The following is an 18,390-nucleotide window of genomic DNA, read 5'->3' as shown; positions in this document are numbered from 1 at the left end:
CGGTGGCAATTTCAAGGCTTAAGAGTCCGATCAGCTTCTGCTAGAGGCTCTTTGTCGGCGCGCCGCGCCAATGCCCGAGCCGCCCGATGCCCCGATGGTGCGCTTCAGCTTAAATTCCAAGGAGACTTGCGCCCATGGCGTCGCCGATCATCGATTTTCTGCTCACCCGAAATTCCGTGCCGATCCCGGAGTTGAAGGAACCAGCACCGAGCGACGCTGACATCGCGACGATGATTGCAGCCGCCTCGCGGGTGCCGGACCACGGCCGGCTCGAGCCCTGGCGCTTCATCCTCTATCGGGGCGAGGCACGCGTCGAGATCGGCAAGAAGCTGGCAGCCCTTGCCGCACAGCGCGAAGGGCCGCTGCCAGAAGGCCGCCACAACCAGGAACTGGCGCGCTTTTCGCGCGCGCCGCTGGTGATCGGCGTGGTATCAAGCCCGAAGGAAAACTCAAAAATCCCACAATGGGAGATGTTCCTGTCCGGCGGCATGGCGGCGATGAACCTGATGATATCAGCCAATGCGCTGGGCTATGGCACCAACATGATCAGCAACTGGTATTCCGATGTGCCGGAGGGCAGGGCGATCCTGGGGCTGGCGCCGCATGAGCGGGTCGTCGGCTTCGTCCATATCGGTTCCTATCAGGGGCCGGCGCCCGAGCGGCCGCGACCAGATCCGGCAAGGCTCTATGCCGACTATGCGGGGCCGTGGGTGGGCTGAATGTTCTACGAGCCGTCTAAAGGTCACGGGCTGCCGCATGACCCGTCCAAGGCGATCGTGGCGCCACGGCCGATCGGCTGGATCTCGACGGTGAACAAGGCTGGCGAGGTCAACCTCGCCCCCTATTCCTTCTTCAATGCGTTTTCGACGCGGCCCTTCATCGTCTGGTTTTCGTCCGAAGGCGAGAAGGACAGCGCCACCTTCGCCGAAGAAACAGGCGAGTTCGTCGCCAATCTCGTCAGCCGCGATCTTGCTGAAAAAATGGTTCGCACGGCGGTCGATGCGCCGCGCGGCGTGACCGAATTCGACTATGCTGATCTCACCATGGCGCCGTCGCGCCTTGTTGCGCCGCCCCGCGTGGCGGCAGCGCCCGCGGCGCTTGAATGCCGGGTGACGGAGATCTTGCGGCCAAAGGCGCTGGACGGGACGCTGACCGGCGCTGTCGTCGTTGCCGGCGAAGTCGTCGGCGTGCATATCGACGATGCATTTCTGAAAGACGGCATCTTCGATATCGCCAGGGCGGGCAATGTCGGCCGTCTCGGCTATATGGACTATGCCAGCGTCAGCGAGATATTTTCGATGCGCCGGCCGCGCTGGGGAAAGGATTAGAACCTGATCCCGATGGATCAGGTGGAACTCTAATTTCTTGGTTGGGAGGCATGCGTCAACGATTGCTTCTCTTGATCATCGCAACGATCGTCTCGTAAAGTTCGTCCTGCGCCTGTTGAGCGGTGATTTCTCCTGTCGCGGCAGCATTGGACAAGGCGTCGGCTGCGCCTAACATCGCCCAAAAACCGGCCTGCATGATCCCTCTTGGCCCTGTAGATGGGGCCAACGCCTTCCGGCACCTCTCGATGAAATCCAGTTGGTAGTCGCGCTTGACGGTCTCCAGTTCGGGCGAGCCTGCCAGCGCGGCCAGCACGCCGGGGATCTCACGGCCCTGGGCCAGCACGCATTCGACGTAGGACGATGCGATGACAGAAGCTTTCTCCTCCAAACCCGGAGCGCTTCCTTCAAGGGCGGCGTCGATCAGCGCCGTCTGGCGCGCGTCGAAATCCTGATAGAGGGCGGTCAGCAAGCCGTTGCGCGTCCGGAAATGGTCATAGACCACCGGCTTGGCGACACCGGCCTGTTCGGCTAGGCGCGGCAGCGTCAACGCGTCGGTGCCTTCTTCGCGAACCAGCCATCTCGCCACCTCAAGGAGCTGGCTTAGTCGCTGCTCGCGACTGAGGCGAACGCGTCTCTGCGTGGCTTCGCTATTTTTCGGTGTGCTTGACACGGCTATGTACCAAAAGTAACTTACCTGAAGTATATAGAGTTCGCTCTTCGATCGCAACCATCCGCCGGCCGTCCCCCGGCGGCCGAAGCGGCACGCCTTAGCATGCCGTACGCAGAGGATTTGTGTGCCCTATGACCGATACTTCACTTGCACGCCCGACCGACCGCAGGGCATGGTTGGGCCTCATGGCCGTCTTGCCCCTGGTCCTGCTCGTAGCTATGGACGGCTCGATACTCTATCTCGCCATGCCGCGTGTGACCTCGGCCATCACGCCGACCGCCGACCAAGCACTTTGGATTCTCGACATCTACGGTTTCGTGGTCGGGTCGCTGCTGATCGCCTTCGGCAATATCGGCGACCGTTACGGGCGGCTGAAGCTGATCATGGTCGGCGCGGTGGTCTTCGGTGCTGGATCGCTCGGCGCAGCCTATTCGCAAACGCCTGAAAGCCTGATCGCCTCGCGCGCCCTTATGGGACTGGGCGGCGCGACACTGTTGCCGTCCGGGCTGGCGATCGTGAGCTCCCTATTCCCCGATCCGCGAACGCGCGCTCAGGCGATCGGCATTTTCGCGGCGACTTTTGCGGCTGGTTTCGCCATCGGGCCCGTCATCGGCGGGTTGCTATTGCGGCAATTCGAATGGGGCGCCGTGTTTCTGATCAATGTCCCCGTCGTGATCGGCTTCCTGATCTCTGCACCGGTACTGCTGCAGGAGGTGCGTTCGACTAGCTACGGGCGAATCGATCTCGTGAGCCTCAAATTGTCCTTCGCAGGTATCCTGTTGTTCACCTATTCGCTCAAGAGCGCGGCGGCCCATGGCTTCACGCCGACACTGTTGACCATCGGGATCGTCGGCATCCTTGCCCTTGGGCTATTCGTGCGCCGACAGAGCAGGGTTGACTACCCGCTGCTCGACCTGGACCTATTCCGAGACCCCATTTTCTCCATCGCCATCTTAACCGGCCTTCTTACGCTGGTTGTCTGGTCGGCTACCGGATATCTATCGGGCATCTATCTGCAATCGGTGCTGGGCTTTGATGTTTTCAATGCTGCGCTGCTGACGTTGCCAGGCGCGATCGTGCTGACGGCGACTTGCGTGGGCACTGCTCGCATCGTGGAGCGGATAGGCCGCAAAACTGCCCTTGTTGCCACACATCTGCTCATCAGCGTCGGCGTCCTCCTGCTGCTGTTCACGACCACCGAGGTCGGAATCGCGGCCTTCATCGCCTCGACCATGATCGCTGGCGTCGGATATGGGTTATCCTTTAGCCTGGTGGCCGAGATAGCAGTGTCGGCCGTTCCTGCCGAACGAGCCGGTGCGGCGAGTTCGATCGCCGAGACCAGCAACGAACTGGGCAACGCGCTGGGAATTTCCCTGCTCGGATCGTTGGCCGCGCTGAGTTTCCGGCTGTTGGGTCCCGGCGTGGCCGGCACGCTCAACGAAACACTCGATCAGTCGGACCCTGAAATTATCGTGCGGGCCAACGAAGCCTTCCTCACCGGTTTACATGTCGCGGTCGGCGCCGGCGGTCTACTGACTCTTGCAACTGGCATCATCGCGTGGCTCTGGCTGCCGAGAAAGTTACCCGAATGACCTCTACTGCCGGCGAGTTATAGGACACCCCCAAAGTTAGCACATCCCGCAGAAAGCCCGCTCTAGGCCGGAATCCCTGCCGCTCTGGCTCGCGCCAGAAGCCGCTCTGCCAGCCGCAGATGCGGCCGGTCGTACATCTTGCCATCGATGCCGACGACGCCGGGATTTCCAGCCGCCTCGAATGCCTCGACGATCACCAGGGAGTGTTTCACCGCCTCGGCCGACGGCGTGAAGGCGGCGTTGATGGCCGGCACTTGCGCCGGATGGATCGCCATCTTGCCGGTGAAGCCGTCGCGCTCTGCCTCGGCGCATTCCGCCTCGAAGCCGGCCATGTCGCGAAAGTGCGGAAAAACCGTGTCGATCGCCGCGACTTCCGCAGCACCCGCGGCGAGGATGGTCATGGTGCGGGCGAAGCGGAACACATCGGTGTAGCGGCCAATCTCGTCGCGCGCCGTGCGCGCACCGATTGCTGCCGACAGATCTTCCGCACCCCAGGTCACGCCGACAAGCCGCGCACTTGCGTTGGCGTAGGTCGCGGCCGCCAGCACGCCGGCAGCTGTTTCGGTGATGATCGGCAGGATTTTTATCGCACCATCCGGCAGCCCGCTTTCCGCCTCGTGCACCCTGAGCTTGGCCGAGAGATGCTGGACATCCTGTCCGCTATTCGACTTCGGCAGCATGATGCCGTGGGGTTTCACTGCCACGAGTGCCGCCAGATCGTCATCGGTCAGGTCGGTCGAGAGATCGTTGATGCGGACATAGATTGCGGATCTGGTTTGATGCCTGTGTTCGGTGATGGAGCGTGCGGCGATGTCGCGTGCCAAAGCCTTGTTTTGTGGCGCGACCGAATCCTCGAGATCGACGATGACCACGTCGGCGCCGGCGCCAAACGCCTTTTCCAGCTTCTTTTCGGAATCGCCGGGAACGAACAGCAGCGAGCGCATCGGTCAGGCCGCCTTCTTCATCATCATCGCCTGCCTCGTGCATTTGGCAACGAGCACGTCATTCTGGTTGTAGGCGCGGTGCTCGAATTCGACGATACCGCGGTCCGGCTTCGACCTGGAGTCGCGCACCGACACCACCGTCGTCTCGACGCGGATCGTGTCGCCGTGGAAGACCGGATGCGGAAACATCGTCTCCTTCATGCCGAGATTGGCGATGGTGGTGCCGACGGTGATGTCGTTCACCGAAATGCCGATCATCAGGCCCAGCGTGAACAGCGAATTGACCAGCGGCTTGCCCCATTCGCTTTTGGCGGCGAAGTCGAAATCGATGTGCAGCGGCTGCGGGTTCAGCGTCATTACCGAAAACAGCATGTTGTCGCTTTCAGTGACGGTTTTCCGCAGCGTGTGCCGGAAGACATGACCGACGACGAACTCTTCCAGATAAAGCCCGGCCATGGTCGATCTCCTCCGCTGCCGCATCGGCCCGAAAATCGGAATCGATTTTTCGAAAAGCACGATGCGAAGATTCAAAGTGTTAGAGCGTACTTTCCGAAAGGGACCATGTCGCTCTAGGAAAGGTTGATAGGCGCTGCATACCGCGCTCGCAAGCCAGTTAACAAACATGGTGAACCGTTCGTAAACCATTTCTGCCTACGGTCTTCACTGGGGCGGGAACGGACTCGGGTTAGGGGCGCAGCGGACGGCATGGTTGTTTCGCATTTCCTGAAATGGATCTACACGGCCAAGGTTTCGGAGCGCGCCGCTGCGGCAGGCGCTCTGGCTCGCGCCTACATCAATGCCGATCTGCCTTTCGAGGATCGCTGCGCGGCGGAGGCCGCGCTGACGCTGCTGCTCGACGATGCCTCGTCGAAAGTGCGGCTGGCGATTGCAGAAGCGCTGTCGATGAGCCATCACGCGCCGCTGCAGATCATCAGCGCGCTGGCGTCCGATCAACCGGAAGTTGCAAGCCTGGTGCTGGCACGTTCGCCGATGCTCACCGATGCCGATCTGATCGACCGCGTTGCCGGTGGCCAAAAGGCGACGCAGAAACTGATCGCGGATCGTGCGCGTGTCTCCATGGCGGTCGCAGCGGCGATCGCCGAAATCGGCGAGCCGGAAGCCTGCGCCGCGCTTCTCGCCAACAGCGGCGCCGACATCGCTTCGCTCAGCTTCCGCCGTATCGCCGAACGCCATGGCCATCTGCCTTCGGTGCGCGAAGCGCTGATTTCAGATGCGCGCCTGCCCGCCGATTGCCGGCATATGCTGCTGATAAAACTTGGTGAAACGCTCAAAGGTTCGCCGCTGGTGGTGGCGCTGATGGGCCGTTCCAGAACCGAGCGCGTCATGCGCGACGCCTGCGTCAAAGCTTCCATGACGCTGATCGAAGGCACGCGCCAGGAAGAACATGCGGCGCTCATCGAGCATCTGCGCCTGCGCGGCGACCTGACCGCAAGCTTCATCATTCGCACCATCGCGCATGGCAAGGTCGACTTCTTCGGCTCGGCGCTGGTCGCGCTCAGCCAGCAATCCGAACAACGGGTGAGAGCGCTGCTGGCCGGCGGGCACGACGTGGCGCTGCAGGCGCTGTTCCGCAGCGCCGGCCTTGCCGCGGTCACGCACGCGATCATCCTGCGTGCGCTAAAGATCTGGCGCGAGGTCGCCAATGGCAAGCGCCTTGCCGGCGTCCAGGAAGTCAGTTGGCTAATGCTGAAGGAATTGGGCGGGCAGTCCGCCGAAGGCGATCTCGCCGGATTGGTCAAATCGATCCATCTCGATGCGCTGCGCGAAAACGCGCGCGGCCATGCGCTGGCGATCGCTGCGGCTTAGACCTTCGCGAAAAATCCGGGAAATCCTCGATCGCGCTCCGCAGAGAGGCTGGATCTGCGACATGTCGGCCGCCTCGCTTCGCTCGGTGATGCCAGCCACATACTGCCTTGCAACAGTGACGGCCGCCCGTTTGCGGTTCGCCGAGCAGAAGACGCTCAGATATCCAGCACTTCCGTTTCGGCAAACTCCGCACGTTCCTGGATGAAGCGGAAGCGGGCTTCCGGCTTGGTGCCCATCAGCGCGTCGACCGCGTCTTTGGTCGCCGCCTCGGCGTCGATCACGTCGACCCTGAGCAGCGTGCGCTTTCTCGGGTCCATGGTGGTTTCCTTGAGCTGGGCGGCCATCATTTCGCCCAACCCCTTGAAGCGGCCGATTTCGACCTTGCCGCGCCCGGTGAACTCGGTGCGCAGAAGTTCGTCCTTGTGCGCATCGTCGCGGGCATAGGCGACCTTGCCGCCTTGCCGGATCGAGTAGAGCGGCGGCACCGCCAGATAGAGATGGCCGCCGCGGACCAGGCTCAGCATCTCCTGATAGAAGAAGGTGATCAGCAACGAAGCGATATGGGCGCCGTCGACGTCGGCGTCGGTCATGATGATGACCCGGTCGTAGCGCAGATCCTGATCGCGGTACTTCGAGCGTGTGCCACACCCAAGCGCCTGGATCAGGTCGGAAATCTGCTGGTTACCGGCAAGCTTGTCGTTGCCGGCGCTGGCGACGTTGAGGATTTTGCCGCGCAGCGGCAGCACCGCCTGGCTGGCGCGGTCGCGCGCCTGTTTCGCCGAGCCGCCGGCCGAATCGCCCTCGACGATGAAGAGTTCTGCGCCGGCCGCCGCATTCTGCGTGCAGTCGGCGAGCTTGCCGGGCAGGCGCAGCTTGCGCACCGCGCTCTTGCGCGAAACTTCCTTTTCCTGACGGCGGCGCACCCGCTCGTCGGCACGCGCGATCACCCATTCGAGCAGCTTCGAGGCTTCCTGCGGGTTGTCGGCCAGCCAGTGATCGAAGGGGTCGCGGATGGCAGTCTCGACGATCCTGATCGCCTCAATCGTCGCCAGCCTGTCCTTGGTCTGGCCGACGAATTCCGGCTCGCGGATGAACACCGACAGCATGCCTGCCGCCGAGATCATGACGTCTTCCGAGGTGACGATCGAAGCGCGCTTGTTGCCGACCAGCTCGGCATAGGCGCGCAGGCCGCGGGTCAAAACGTTGCGGAAGCCGGCCTCGTGCGTGCCGCCTTCGCCGGTCGGGATGGTGTTGCAGTAGGAATTGAGGAACCCGTCGCCGCCGAACCAGGTCACCGCCCATTCGAGCGAACCGTGGCCGCCTTGCCTGTCGCTTTTGCCGGCAAAGATTTCGCGGGTGACCTGGAATTCGTCGCCGAGCGAGGCTTTCAGATAGTCCTTGAGGCCACCGGGAAAATGGAACTCGGCCTTGGCCGGCGTCGTGTCCTTCTCCTTGATCAGCGACGGATCGCAGGTCCAGCGGATCTCGACGCCGCCGAACAGATAGGCCTTCGAGCGCGTCATGCGATAGAGCCGCGCCGGCTCGAATGCCGCACCCTTGCCGAAAATCTGCTCGTCGGGATGGAAGCGGATCTTGGTGCCGCGCCGGTTGTGCACTTCGCCGAGTTGCTCCAGGCCGGTCACCGGAACGCCGCGCGAAAAACGCTGGCGATAGAGCTGGCGGCCACGCGCGACTTCGACCTCGAGATGGTCCGACAGCGCGTTGACGACCGAGACGCCGACCCCGTGCAGGCCGCCCGAGGTCTCGTAGACCTTGCTGTCGAACTTGCCGCCGGAATGCAGCGTCGTCATGATGACTTCGAGCGCCGGCTTCTTGAATTTCGGATGCGGATCGACCGGAATGCCGCGGCCATTATCGGTGACCGCCAGATATCCGTCGGCGGAAAGCTCGACATCGATGAAGGTTGCGTGGCCGGCGACCGCCTCGTCCATCGCGTTGTCGATGACCTCGGCGAACAAATGGTGCATCGCCTTGTCGTCGGTGCCGCCGATATACATGCCGGGTCGCCGCCGCACCGGCTCCAGCCCTTCCAGAACCTCGATGTCGGCGGCACTGTAGCTCTCGCTGCCGTCGCGGGATGCCGGGCGCTTCGCCGCCTGCACCAGCGGGTCGGCCGGGCGCGCGGTTGCGCGAACCGGTTGCGGCTGCTTGTCCAAACTGCCGAAAAGATCGTTACTGTCGTCCATGCTGGTCCTGGATTCCGATGCTGCGAATCACCACCCGATACTGCCACGCTTTTTGCGGGCAGGCGACGGAGGTTCCTGTTACGTTCGAGGATAGAGCCTCTTACTGCAAAACCATCCGACAACCAAGCGGCGGAAATGGGTCGAGGGCATCGACGCTTTGTAAACCTTGTCCGAAGGTTACGTCCGAAGGTTGGCCGAAAAACGGTATCCGTCCACTGCCGCTGGCCTAGAATGCGGCAGAACCCGTGAAAAGGCTGCTGCTAGCGCATGTTGGATTACAGTTCGCTCCTGCTCGCGGCGGCACTGTCGGGCACGTGCCTCAGCATCACCATGTTTGCGATCTGGTTCACCGCGCCACAGGCACGCTTTGTGCTGACGGTGGCGTGCGGCATTCTCGTGCTCGTCGCGCATGTGGTCTTGTTCTGGCATTATGCCAGGCATCCCAGCCCCTGGCTTTGCCAGATTGTGCTTGCGCTTCTCAGCCTGGGTTTCCTGACCCTCTGCCTGTCGGCCATGCAGTATCTCGGCGTGCGCGACTACAGGCGCGCCATCTTGCCGACCGTGGCTGCGATGGCGGTTTGCGCAGGCGCGACGTCGCTGGGCCTTGATGGCGTCGGCTTCATCGTCACCTACGCGACGGTAACGGCGCTGCTCTCGCTTATCGGGGTGATGTTCTGGATCAAAGGTGGTCACGATCGCCGGATATTGCTGGTCGTATCGTTCCTGAGCGGCGTCTGTGCGATGTCCTTCGTGCTTTGCGGCGCTGTCCTGCTGGTCGAGGGCCAATGGGTGCTCGGCGTTGCACCCGACAACTGGGCCGAACGGTTGAATTCCGTCGTGGCGGTCGCCTGCATGACCGGGCTCGGGGCACTGACGCTCTCCCTGCACCATTTGCAGGCGCAGATCGAATTGAAGGCCGAGACCATGACCGACCCATTGACCGGGCTGATGAACCGGCGGGCCTTGACGGCATTCTACGGTGAGCGGGTTTTCGGCCCGTTCATGTCCGTCGCCATGTTCGACCTCGATCATTTCAAAAAAACGAACGACGTATTCGGTCATCCGGTCGGCGATCAGGTTCTGCGCCGCTTCGCCGCTGTCATCAGGAAATATGCCAGGACCGGAGTCGACGCCTTCCGGCTGGGCGGCGAGGAATTCGTCCTCGTCATGTCTCGGATGACTGAAGAGAAGGCTTACGACATTGCGAGCAAGATCAGCGTCGCCTTCGGCACGGAAGTCGTGGCCACCCAGCTTGGTCCGTTGCGCAGCACAGTCAGTGGCGGCATTGGCTTTGGCGGGACGGGTGGCACCAGTCTCGACCACGTGCTGGCCGAAGCCGACGCAGCACTCTATGCGGCAAAGCGCGCCGGGCGAAATCGCGTCGTCGCCCAGAAGACGAGCAAGGCCGACGCGCCGGCCTTGCGTTCTGCCTGACTGAGGCTTCTATCTTCTTGTTAGACCATGATCTTGTCCGAAAACCGGATTCCACTTTTCGGGATCATGGTCTACTCCGCCGCACCCAGATATTCCGACAGCGGCGGGCAGGAGCAGACGAGGTTGCGATCGCCGGCGACATTGTCGATGCGCGACACCGGCGGCCAGTATTTGGCTGATGTGTCGGCATCGCCGGCGGGGTAGGCCGCCTCCAGGCGCGAATAGGGATGGGTCCACTGGCCGGCCAGCGCCTCGGCCGCGGTATGCGGCGCATTGACCAGCGGATTGTCGGCCAAGGGCCATTCGCCTCTCGCCACCTTGGCTGCCTCGCCCGATATCGCGATCATCGCTTCGCAGAAGCGATCCACCTCGCTCTTGGGCTCGGACTCGGTCGGCTCGACCATCAAGGTGCCGGCCACCGGAAACGACATGGTCGGCGCATGGAAACCATAGTCGATCAGCCGCTTGGCGATGTCGTCGACGCTGATGCCGGCACTGTCCTTGAGCACGCGGGTGTCGAGGATGCATTCATGGGCGACGCGCCCGTGCCTGCCCTTGTAGAGCACCGGGAAATGCGCTTCGAGCCGCGTCGCCACGTAGTTGGCGGAAATGATCGCCGTCTCGGTCGCCTGCTTCAGGCCGGAAGCGCCCATCATGCGGATATACATCCAGGTGATCGGCAGGATCGAAGCGCTGCCGAACGGTGCAGCCGACACGGCATGACCCGAGCCTTCGGTGACGTGGCCGGGCAGATACGGCTTCAGATGCGCCTTGACGCCGATCGGGCCGACGCCGGGACCGCCGCCGCCATGCGGGATGCAGAACGTCTTGTGCAGGTTCATGTGGCAGACATCGGCGCTGATGTCGCCGGGGCGGGCGAGACCGACCAGCGCGTTGAGGTTGGCGCCGTCGAAATAGACCTGGCCGCCATGGCTGTGGATGAGGGCGCAGATGTCGCGCGCGCCTTCCTCGAAAACGCCGTGCGTCGAGGGATAGGTGAACATCAGCGCTGCGAGGTCTTGCGCATGCTCGTCCGCCTTGGCTTTCAGGTCATCGACGTCGATGTTGCCGTCTTCGGTGCAGCGCACGACGACGACGCTCATGCCGGCCATCGCCGCACTCGCCGGATTGGTGCCATGCGCGGATGACGGAATCAGGCAGACCGTGCGATGGCCTTCGCCGCGTGAGCGGTGATAGCCGCGAATGGCGAGCAGCCCGGCATACTCGCCCTGGCTGCCGGCATTGGGCTGCAGGGTCACCGCGTCAAAACCGGTGATCTCCGCCAGCCAGCCTTCCAGCTCGTCGATCATCGCGCGGTAGCCGGCCGAATGGCTTGCCGGGGCAAAGGGGTGCAGGTTGGCGATATCAGGCCAGCTTACCGGCATCATCTCGGCGGCGGCGTTGAGCTTCATGGTGCAGGAGCCGAGCGGGATCATGGCGCGGTCGAGCGCCAGGTCCTTGTCGGCCAGCCGGCGCAGGAACCGCATCATGTCGGTTTCCGAACGGTTGTCGTGGAAGACAGGCTGCGTGAGAAACTCCTTGCCGCGCGGCTTTCCGGGCATGGTGCTGCCGGTAGCGGCGCCTGCCTTGGCGCCGAACAGCGCCACGATCGCGTCCAGATCGGCAACGGTCGAGGTCTCATCGAAGCTGATGCCGATGTGGTCGGCGTCGATGAAGCGCAGCAACCGGCCGGTCTTTTCAGCAGCAGCGGCGATTGCGCCGGCTCTGCCTTTCACTTCCACCGTCACCGTGTCGAAGCGGCTGGCGCCAAGCACCGAAAAGCCTGCTGCCTTGAGGCCGGCAGCCAGGCGATTGGCCAGCGTGTGGATTCGCTCCGCAATCGCCTGCAGCCCGGCAGGGCCATGCCAGATCGCATAGGCTGTCGCCATGTTGGCGAGCAGCGCCTGCGCGGTGCAGATGTTGGAGGTCGCCTTGTCGCGGCGGATATGCTGTTCGCGCGTCTGGAGCGCAAGGCGATAGCCGGGGCGGCCCTTGCTGTCGGTGGACTGACCGACAAGGCGGCCGGGCATCAGCCGCGTCAGCCTGTCGGAGACGGCGCAATAGGCGGCGTGCGGCCCGCCAAAGCCCATTGGCACGCCGAAGCGCTGCATCGGGCCGACGGCGATGTCGGCGCCAAGCTTTGCCGGCGCGTCGGTCAGCGTCAGCCCGAGCGGATCGGCGATGAAGACGACCAGCGCGCCGGTGGCACGGGCTTTCTCGATGGCCGCCTTGTGGTCGCCATAGACGCCAAACGTGTCGGGCCAGGAGACCAGCAGAGCGGCGGTATTGTCGTCGATGGTTTCGCCGTCGACCTCGATGCCGAGCGGTTCGGCGCGGGTGCGCACGACGTCGAGCGTCTGCGGATGCGGCGTGCCGGCCAGCGCCACTTTGGTCCGCTTATCGCGATGATGGCGTAACGCGATGCCGACAGCCTCGGCCACCGCCGTCGCCTCGTCGAGCAGCGAGGCCGACGCCACCGGCAGCCCGGTCAGCTCAGTGACCAGCGTCTGGAAATTGAACAGCATTTCGAGCCGGCCCTGGCTGATCTCAGCCTGGTAGGGCGTGTAAGCCGTATACCAGGCCGGATTCTCGAACAGGTTGCGCTGGATGACCGGCGGCACGTGGACGCCGTGGTAGCCGGCGCCGATGAAGCTTTTCAGAACTGTATTTTTCGCCATTGTCGCTGAAAGCTCGGCCAGCGCCTCCGCTTCGCTCGCCGGGGCCGGCAAGGCCAGCGGCCGGTCGAGCCGGATAGATTTCGGCACAGCCTGGGTGATCAGCGTCTCGACCGAGGGAACGCCGATCGTCGCCAGCATGGCTCTGACGTCATTGAGGCCGGGGCCGATATGGCGGGCCGAGAAGGCGTAGGGTGCTGCGGTCATCTTTCCTGGTCCTGCTATCAACCAATATGGGCTTTATAGGCGGCCTCATCCAGGAGACCTTCGAGTTGGCTTTCATCGGCCAGCCTCATCTTCCACAGCCAGCCGTCGCTGGTCGCTGCCGAATTGACCAGAGACGGGTCCGACGAGAGCGAGGTGTTGGCCTCGGTGACCTCGCCGTCGACCGGTGCATAGACGTCCGATGCCGCCTTGACGGATTCGACCACCACGGCCGTATCGCCCTTGACCAGCTTTTTCCCAAGCTCCGGCAATTCGACGAAGACGAGATCGCCGAGCTGCTCCTGTGCGTAGTCGGTGATGCCGACGGTGGCGACACCGCCTTCGACGCGGAGCCATTCGTGATCTTCGGTGAAATAGGTTTTTGCCATGGGAAGGTTCATCCTTTGCGGTAGCGATGCGGCGTGAAGGGCAGGGGATTGATATCGACCGGGATTTTGGTCCCGCGAACGTCGGCGAAGAGTTTTGCGCCAGGTTTGGACAGCGACGTCTGGACATAACCCATGGCGACCGGATGGGCGGCCGACGGGCCGAAGCCGCCCGAGGTGACGTGGCCGGCGGGATCGCCGTCGGCGTCGAAAAGGGCAGCGCCGGTGCGCACCGGCTGGCGGCCTTCCGGCTTCAGGCCGACGCGTTTCTGCGCCGGGCCGCGCTCCAGGATTGAACGCAATGCGTCGGCGCCGATGAAAGCGCTAGAGGCGCGAACCTCCTTTGGGATCGCCCACATCAACCCGGCGCTGGCCGGGTCGGTCTCAGGCGTGATGTCCAGTCCGTGCAGGCACAGCCCTGCTTCGAGCCGCAGGCTGTCGCGGGCGGCCAGCCCAACCCACATCACGCGCTCGTCCTCGAGCAGTTTGGCGACGAGATTTCGCGCGTCCGCTTCCGGCAGGCCGATCTCGAAACCGTCTTCACCGGTATAGCCCGACCGGCTCATGAACCAGTTCTCGCGGGGCTCAAAGCCGTGCATGAACAGCAGCGCTCCAGTCTCGATGCCGCCGCGGGACAAGGCGGCCCAGGCTTCGGGCCCCTGGATCGCCAGGAAGACGCGGTCGAGTGCGTCCACCTTTGCGTCAAAATCCATGGCAAGGGCGCGCAAGTGCTTTTCGTCGGCTTCGGCATTGCCGGCATTGGCGACGACCATGAAGCGTGCCTGGCCGAGCCTGGTGACGATCAGATCGTCGAGGATGCCGGCGGCTTCATTGAGAAAGAACGTGTATTTGGACTGGGAAATCTCAAGCGCGCCGGCGTCTAACGGGCAGGCTCGGTTCAGAAGCGCGACGGTGCCCGAGCCACTGATCTCGAACAGCTTCATGTGCGAGATGTCGAACAGCCCTGCATGCTCGCGGGTATGAAGGTGCTCTTTCATCACGCCGGCCGGATAGGTCAGCGGCATCGACCAGCCGGCGAATGCGCCAAAGCGCGCACCGGCGGCCACGTGCAGGTCTTCGAGGGGAAGGTGTTTGGTGTCGTCGCCCGTCATGTCGTCTCCAGAGTCGCACGCAATCGGCCGCGAATGGCGACCAGTCCGTGCCCCTCTGTCTGAAGCCTGAGAGACTCGCGCCCCGTAACTCTGTCGGCAGCGCTTACACCTTCGGCGCGGGGGCAAGCCCCGACTTTCCAGAGTGTCTTTCCCGTCTACGGTTCTTTTGCCTGAGAGATTTCGGGCGATTTCCCCTTCGGCGGCAGCTCTCGCTGCTCTCTCCCGCAAACAGGTAGGACTCAATTTGAGCCCTCGACTCGTCATCCATAGCCTGTGGGCGACACCTTGTCACCTGCCAGCGACACCTTACCGACAAGTCTTTGCTAACCACGCGGTTTGCCGGTTTCTCAAGACACTGCCGATATATCCCCGTCCAAACGGCGTTTGGGCGGGGAACGAAACATGACCTCGAAGAATCGCATCACGGCCGAGGATGTCGTCATGCTGCGTCGCGAAGTGTTCGGCGATGGTGTGGTGACGCGCGGCGAGGCCGAGGCGCTGTTTGCGCTCGACGCAACGGCCAAGGACAAATGCGCGGAATGGCCGGACTTTTTCATCGAAGCCGTCACCGACTTCATCGTTCATCAGGAAAAGCCGGCGGGCTATATCTCGCAGGACAATGCCGACTGGCTGGTCCGAGCGATTTCGCGCGACGGCATGGTCTACAGCCGGACCGAACTCGAACTGCTCGTGCATGTTTTGGACAAAGCGAAGTCGTCGCCGAACGGGCTTTGCGTGTATGCGCTGGAGCAGGTCGCCGATGCCGTCATCGACGGCAAGGGGCCGCTGACGCACGGCGGCAGGCTGGTCCCCGGCCTGATCGCCAAAGCCGAAGTCGAGCTTCTGCGCCGCATCCTCTATGCCCATGGCGGCGACGGCAACATTGCGATCACCCGCGCCGAGGCCGAGATGCTGTTCAAGATCAACGAGCGGACTGCGGCAGCCAACAACGATCCGTCGTGGAATGATCTGTTCGTCAAGGCGATCGCCAATTTCGTCATGTGCTCGGCCGGCTATGAAGCGCCGGTACGCGACGTGGCGCTGCGCCAGGATTCTTTCCTGGATCAGGCCGATCCGGAGATCGGCGGCTTCTTCGGCCGCATGGTATCGGGCGGTCTCGCCGGCATCATGGAAGCCTATCGCGCGCCGGGCGATATCGAATCCGAATGGGAATCGAAGAACAAGGCAGCCGAGGCGCTGGCCCGCCGCGCCGAAACCATCGACGCCAGCGAGGCGAAATGGCTGGCCGAGCGCATCGGCAGCGACCGGCCGCTGCATGAGAACGAGCGCGCGCTGCTGACACTGATCAAGCATGCCTCGCCGGAAATCCATCCGGTGCTCAAGCCGCTGATCGACAAGGTCGCTTGAGCAAAAAGCGCTAAAACACTGATCGGAAACGGCGGAGCTTTGGCCTCAGATGCCGCCGTACCAGTCGTAGCCATTATCCTCCCAGTAGCCACCCCTGCCGCCGCCGATAGTGGCGAAACTGTCGACCAGTTCGATCTTGCGGAGATACTTTGGCATCTTGTAGCCGATCTGGCGCTCGACGCGGACACGCAGCGGCGCGCCGTTCTCGACCGGCAGCGGCTTGCCGTTCAAGCCATAGGCAAGGATCGTCTGCGGGTGACGGGCATCGATCAGGTCGATCGAACCGTAATATTTGATGTCACCGGACAGGCTGCGGTCGATCGTGTCGAGGCAATGGAACATCACGTAGCGCGCCTGCGGCTTGACCACGGCCTGATCCAGCACCAGCGACAGCGGCGTGCCGGTCCATTTGGCGATGCAACTCCAGCCTTCGACGCAGTCGTGGCGGGTGATCTGGGTGCGGCTTGGCATGTTCATCAATTGCTCACGGGTCAGCGACAGCGGCTTTTCGACAAGGCCGGAAACCTCGAGCCGCCAGTCGGCGAAATTGTTGGCGAGCAGGCCCTTGTAGACATCGTCGTCCGGTGCGGTGACGCCGTTCGGCCGTTGCGGCTGGCGAATGTCGGCCTCGGTGAATTCCGGCGCCAGCGAATCGCCGGCGAGCAGGCGCTGCGCGCGCCACGTCAGGCCGTTGGCGCCTTCGAGGAAGCTGCGCAGGCCGTCGCCGACGCGAAGCTGACTGTCGAAGGCATCGCAACCCGACAGCATGATACCGGAGACGCCGAGGCTGGCCGAGGTCAGGAATTTTCTGCGGCTGATCACAAACTTCGCCATCTCACACACTCCTCTCCGGCTTTTTGCTGCCATGCGCCGGCGGGTCGGTTCGGTACCAGCCGGTGATGATGGAACGCAGCTCGTTGATCGGGCCGGCGGCGAAGATCATCAGCATATGGATGATGAAGAAGGCGACGAGCAGCAGCATCACGATGAAATGAATGGTCCGCGCCGTCTGCCGGCCGCCAAGCAGATCGTTGAGGAACGGCAGCACCGCATTCATGCTAGGCGACATGGCAAGGCCGGTGATGATCATCAGCGGCAGCAGCACGAACATTACGCCGCCATAGGCCATCTTCTGCAGCGTGTTGTATTCGCGCGTGTGGTGGAACTTGAATTTGGCATGATCGACGAAGTCTCGCGGCAAGCGCCTGAGATCGCCGATGCGCGGAACAAGATCGCGGCGCAGATGACCGTTGATCAGGCTGGCGACCAGCCAGACGACCAGCGTCGTGGTCAGTATCCAGGCGAAGAAGAAATGGACGACGCGGGCGGTGCCGAGGTCATAATAGGAGGGGATCGTCGCCCAGGACGGGAAGGCGCGGGACGTCTCCCGACCCGCCGGCCCCGACCAGCCGAGCACGCCGGTGGTATCGAAGCGCTTGCCGAAGATTTCGGTGTAGCCGCGCGGGCCGCTTGCGGTGTTCTCGGCGCCGATGGCGAAGACGGTGTTGTTGTATGCAAATCCCGACTCCTTGCCGATATAGAGCTGGGGACGGGCGTTGAAGATCTGCAGGCCGGAAAGCAGCATGAAGAACAGCGAGATGGCCCAGAGCCAGTGCGTCAGCCGCGTCCAGCGCGACTGCCGGTAGATCAGCGTCGCATCCTTCGGGAGGGCAGTATCTGGCCCGACGGTGGATTGGCTCCTGGCGACCGATTCCATTCTTTCGCGTCCTCCCGGCCGTTCAGTCGGCCTTTCCGATCGTTCTCCTCCCAATACGTTGCCAGCCAAAGCGATGTTTCATCCGATCACGGAATTATTACGAGCTGCCCGATACTACCGGCTCCCGAGACTGACGGCGAGGTTGACCGCGGCGGCGACGATCACTGTATTGAAAAAGAACGACAGGATCGAATGCAAAAGCACGATGTGACGCATTTGCGTGGTCGAGACCGCGGTATCGGAGGTCTGCGAGGTCATCCCGACGGTGGTCGAGAAGTAGAGGAAGTCCCAGCCGTCCGGCCGTTCCTTACCGGCAAATACGAGGCCGCCGACCGGCTTTTTCTGTTTCGCTTTGCTGCCGGGGTTGGTCTCTTCATCGTTGACCCAGTAAACATGCGCGTAGTGCAGCGCTGTCATGGCGTGGATGGTGAACCAGCCGAGCGGGATCGACAGCAGCGCGAAGGTGAGTTCGACAGGGTGCGCGCTGCCCTCCCGATTGATCAATTGGAACAGCGAGATGATCGCGACGGTGACGACAATCAGCGTCACCGCAAAGATGACCAGCACCGGCTGGTCGGTGGCCCGCGCGTTCTTGCTCAGATAGCGGTCGGTGAGCAGCGGCATCTGGGCGACGACGATGACGGTGTAGGCGGCGAAAAACGCATTGGCGCCGATCGAAAAGGCGAGCGGAGTGCGCAAGACCAGCGCGATCGCCAGTGCCACTACACCGATGCAGGCCGACACCGCGAACTGCATGTGGCGGTGAAGTGGTTTCTTCAGGGGCAACTCGGTCGTCATGGCCCGTTGTCTTTAGGACGCGTAAACGACATTGTAGCACTTTTGAAGTCTGCGCATGCGTGCGCCACTCTCCGCGAGGATCGGCTCGCGATCGGGGAAACAGAACCGTTTCAATCACGACATGAAAC

Annotated in this window: 16 protein-coding genes and 1 riboswitch; of the genes, 6 read left to right on the top strand and 10 right to left on the bottom strand. The window is 62.8% G+C overall.

Features of this window, described 5'->3' with window-relative positions:
• The first annotated feature begins 134 nt into the window (after positions 1–134).
• The gene (locus CIT26_RS10760; RefSeq protein ID WP_095492560.1) at positions 135–719 is read left to right on the top strand and encodes a nitroreductase family protein; all 585 of its coding nucleotides are present in this window, start codon (positions 135–137) and stop codon (positions 717–719) included.
• Positions 720–1,328 carry a flavin reductase family protein gene (locus tag CIT26_RS10755; RefSeq protein ID WP_095492559.1) on the top strand — a complete coding sequence of 203 codons (609 nt, stop codon included), beginning with the start codon at positions 720–722 and terminating at the stop codon, positions 1,326–1,328.
• A 55-nt stretch (positions 1,329–1,383) separates the two neighbouring features.
• Here CIT26_RS10755 and CIT26_RS10750 read toward each other — a convergent pair whose 3' ends face one another.
• Entirely contained in the window at positions 1,384–1,998 is a 615-nt protein-coding gene (locus CIT26_RS10750) for a TetR/AcrR family transcriptional regulator (protein ID WP_095492558.1), read from the bottom strand.
• A 131-nt stretch (positions 1,999–2,129) separates the two neighbouring features.
• Here CIT26_RS10750 and CIT26_RS10745 point away from each other — a divergent pair, with 131 nt between their 5' ends.
• Positions 2,130–3,590: an MFS transporter gene (locus tag CIT26_RS10745; RefSeq protein ID WP_095492557.1), complete on the top strand. Its 1,461-nt coding sequence runs from the start codon at positions 2,130–2,132 to the stop codon at positions 3,588–3,590.
• A gap of 62 nt (positions 3,591–3,652) precedes the next feature.
• On the opposite strand, the gene CIT26_RS10740 is transcribed toward CIT26_RS10745, so the two are convergent.
• Both CIT26_RS10740 and CIT26_RS10735 read right to left on the bottom strand, forming a co-directional pair.
• The gene (locus tag CIT26_RS10740) at positions 3,653–4,534 is read right to left on the bottom strand and encodes an HpcH/HpaI aldolase/citrate lyase family protein (RefSeq protein ID WP_095492556.1); all 882 of its coding nucleotides are present in this window, start codon (positions 4,532–4,534) and stop codon (positions 3,653–3,655) included.
• Positions 4,535–4,537: 3 nt separating this feature from the next.
• On the bottom strand, positions 4,538–5,014 hold the full coding sequence (locus tag CIT26_RS10735; RefSeq protein WP_483423508.1) for a MaoC family dehydratase: 477 nt from the start codon (positions 5,012–5,014) through the stop codon (positions 4,538–4,540).
• 225 nt (positions 5,015–5,239) lie between these two features.
• Between CIT26_RS10735 and CIT26_RS10730 the strand changes: the two genes are divergently transcribed.
• Positions 5,240–6,361 (top strand): DUF2336 domain-containing protein, encoded by a 1,122-nt coding sequence (locus tag CIT26_RS10730; RefSeq protein ID WP_095492555.1) that lies wholly within the window; start codon positions 5,240–5,242, stop codon positions 6,359–6,361.
• A 155-nt stretch (positions 6,362–6,516) separates the two neighbouring features.
• Here CIT26_RS10730 and parE read toward each other — a convergent pair whose 3' ends face one another.
• The gene (parE, locus tag CIT26_RS10725) at positions 6,517–8,568 is read right to left on the bottom strand and encodes a DNA topoisomerase IV subunit B (protein WP_095492554.1); all 2,052 of its coding nucleotides are present in this window, start codon (positions 8,566–8,568) and stop codon (positions 6,517–6,519) included.
• A gap of 267 nt (positions 8,569–8,835) precedes the next feature.
• On the opposite strand from parE, the gene CIT26_RS10720 reads away from it, so the two are divergent.
• Positions 8,836–10,002 carry a GGDEF domain-containing protein gene (locus CIT26_RS10720; protein WP_095492553.1) on the top strand — a complete coding sequence of 389 codons (1,167 nt, stop codon included), beginning with the start codon at positions 8,836–8,838 and terminating at the stop codon, positions 10,000–10,002.
• A gap of 71 nt (positions 10,003–10,073) precedes the next feature.
• On the opposite strand, the gene gcvP is transcribed toward CIT26_RS10720, so the two are convergent.
• From gcvP to gcvT, 3 genes are read right to left on the bottom strand one after another with little or no spacing between them, the layout of a single operon-like run.
• Positions 10,074–12,884, bottom strand: a complete 2,811-nt coding sequence (gene gcvP, locus CIT26_RS10715; protein ID WP_095492552.1) for an aminomethyl-transferring glycine dehydrogenase — start codon at positions 12,882–12,884, stop codon at positions 10,074–10,076.
• Positions 12,885–12,901: 17 nt separating this feature from the next.
• Entirely contained in the window at positions 12,902–13,270 is a 369-nt protein-coding gene (gene gcvH, locus CIT26_RS10710) for a glycine cleavage system protein GcvH (RefSeq protein ID WP_095492592.1), read from the bottom strand.
• 8 nt (positions 13,271–13,278) lie between these two features.
• Positions 13,279–14,379 (bottom strand): glycine cleavage system aminomethyltransferase GcvT, encoded by a 1,101-nt coding sequence (gcvT, locus tag CIT26_RS10705; protein WP_095492551.1) that lies wholly within the window; start codon positions 14,377–14,379, stop codon positions 13,279–13,281.
• Positions 14,380–14,527: 148 nt separating this feature from the next.
• Positions 14,528–14,614: riboswitch (glycine riboswitch) on the bottom strand.
• Between the two features lie 167 nt (positions 14,615–14,781).
• Between gcvT and CIT26_RS10700 the strand changes: the two genes are divergently transcribed.
• A complete protein-coding gene (locus CIT26_RS10700) occupies positions 14,782–15,747 on the top strand; it encodes a hypothetical protein (RefSeq protein WP_095492550.1) in 966 nt (321 codons plus the stop codon).
• Positions 15,748–15,792: 45 nt separating this feature from the next.
• Here CIT26_RS10700 and CIT26_RS10695 read toward each other — a convergent pair whose 3' ends face one another.
• The 3 genes from CIT26_RS10695 to CIT26_RS10685 all read right to left on the bottom strand — a co-directional run bounded on the left by CIT26_RS10695 (position 15,793) and on the right by CIT26_RS10685 (position 18,262).
• Positions 15,793–16,581, bottom strand: a complete 789-nt coding sequence (locus CIT26_RS10695) for a molybdopterin-binding protein (RefSeq protein WP_095492549.1) — start codon at positions 16,579–16,581, stop codon at positions 15,793–15,795.
• Between the two features lies 1 nt (position 16,582).
• Positions 16,583–17,464, bottom strand: a complete 882-nt coding sequence (locus tag CIT26_RS10690; RefSeq protein WP_095492548.1) for a cytochrome b/b6 domain-containing protein — start codon at positions 17,462–17,464, stop codon at positions 16,583–16,585.
• 114 nt (positions 17,465–17,578) lie between these two features.
• Complete coding sequence (locus CIT26_RS10685) at positions 17,579–18,262, bottom strand: DUF1345 domain-containing protein (RefSeq protein WP_095492547.1); 684 nt, start codon at positions 18,260–18,262, stop codon at positions 17,579–17,581.
• Positions 18,263–18,390: the final 128 nt, after the last annotated feature.

It is taken from the genome of Mesorhizobium temperatum (assembly GCF_002284575.1).
GTDB lineage: Bacteria > Pseudomonadota > Alphaproteobacteria > Rhizobiales > Rhizobiaceae > Mesorhizobium > Mesorhizobium temperatum.
Note: the sequence above shows the minus strand (reverse complement) of the source record. Positions and strands in the feature narration are given on the sequence as shown.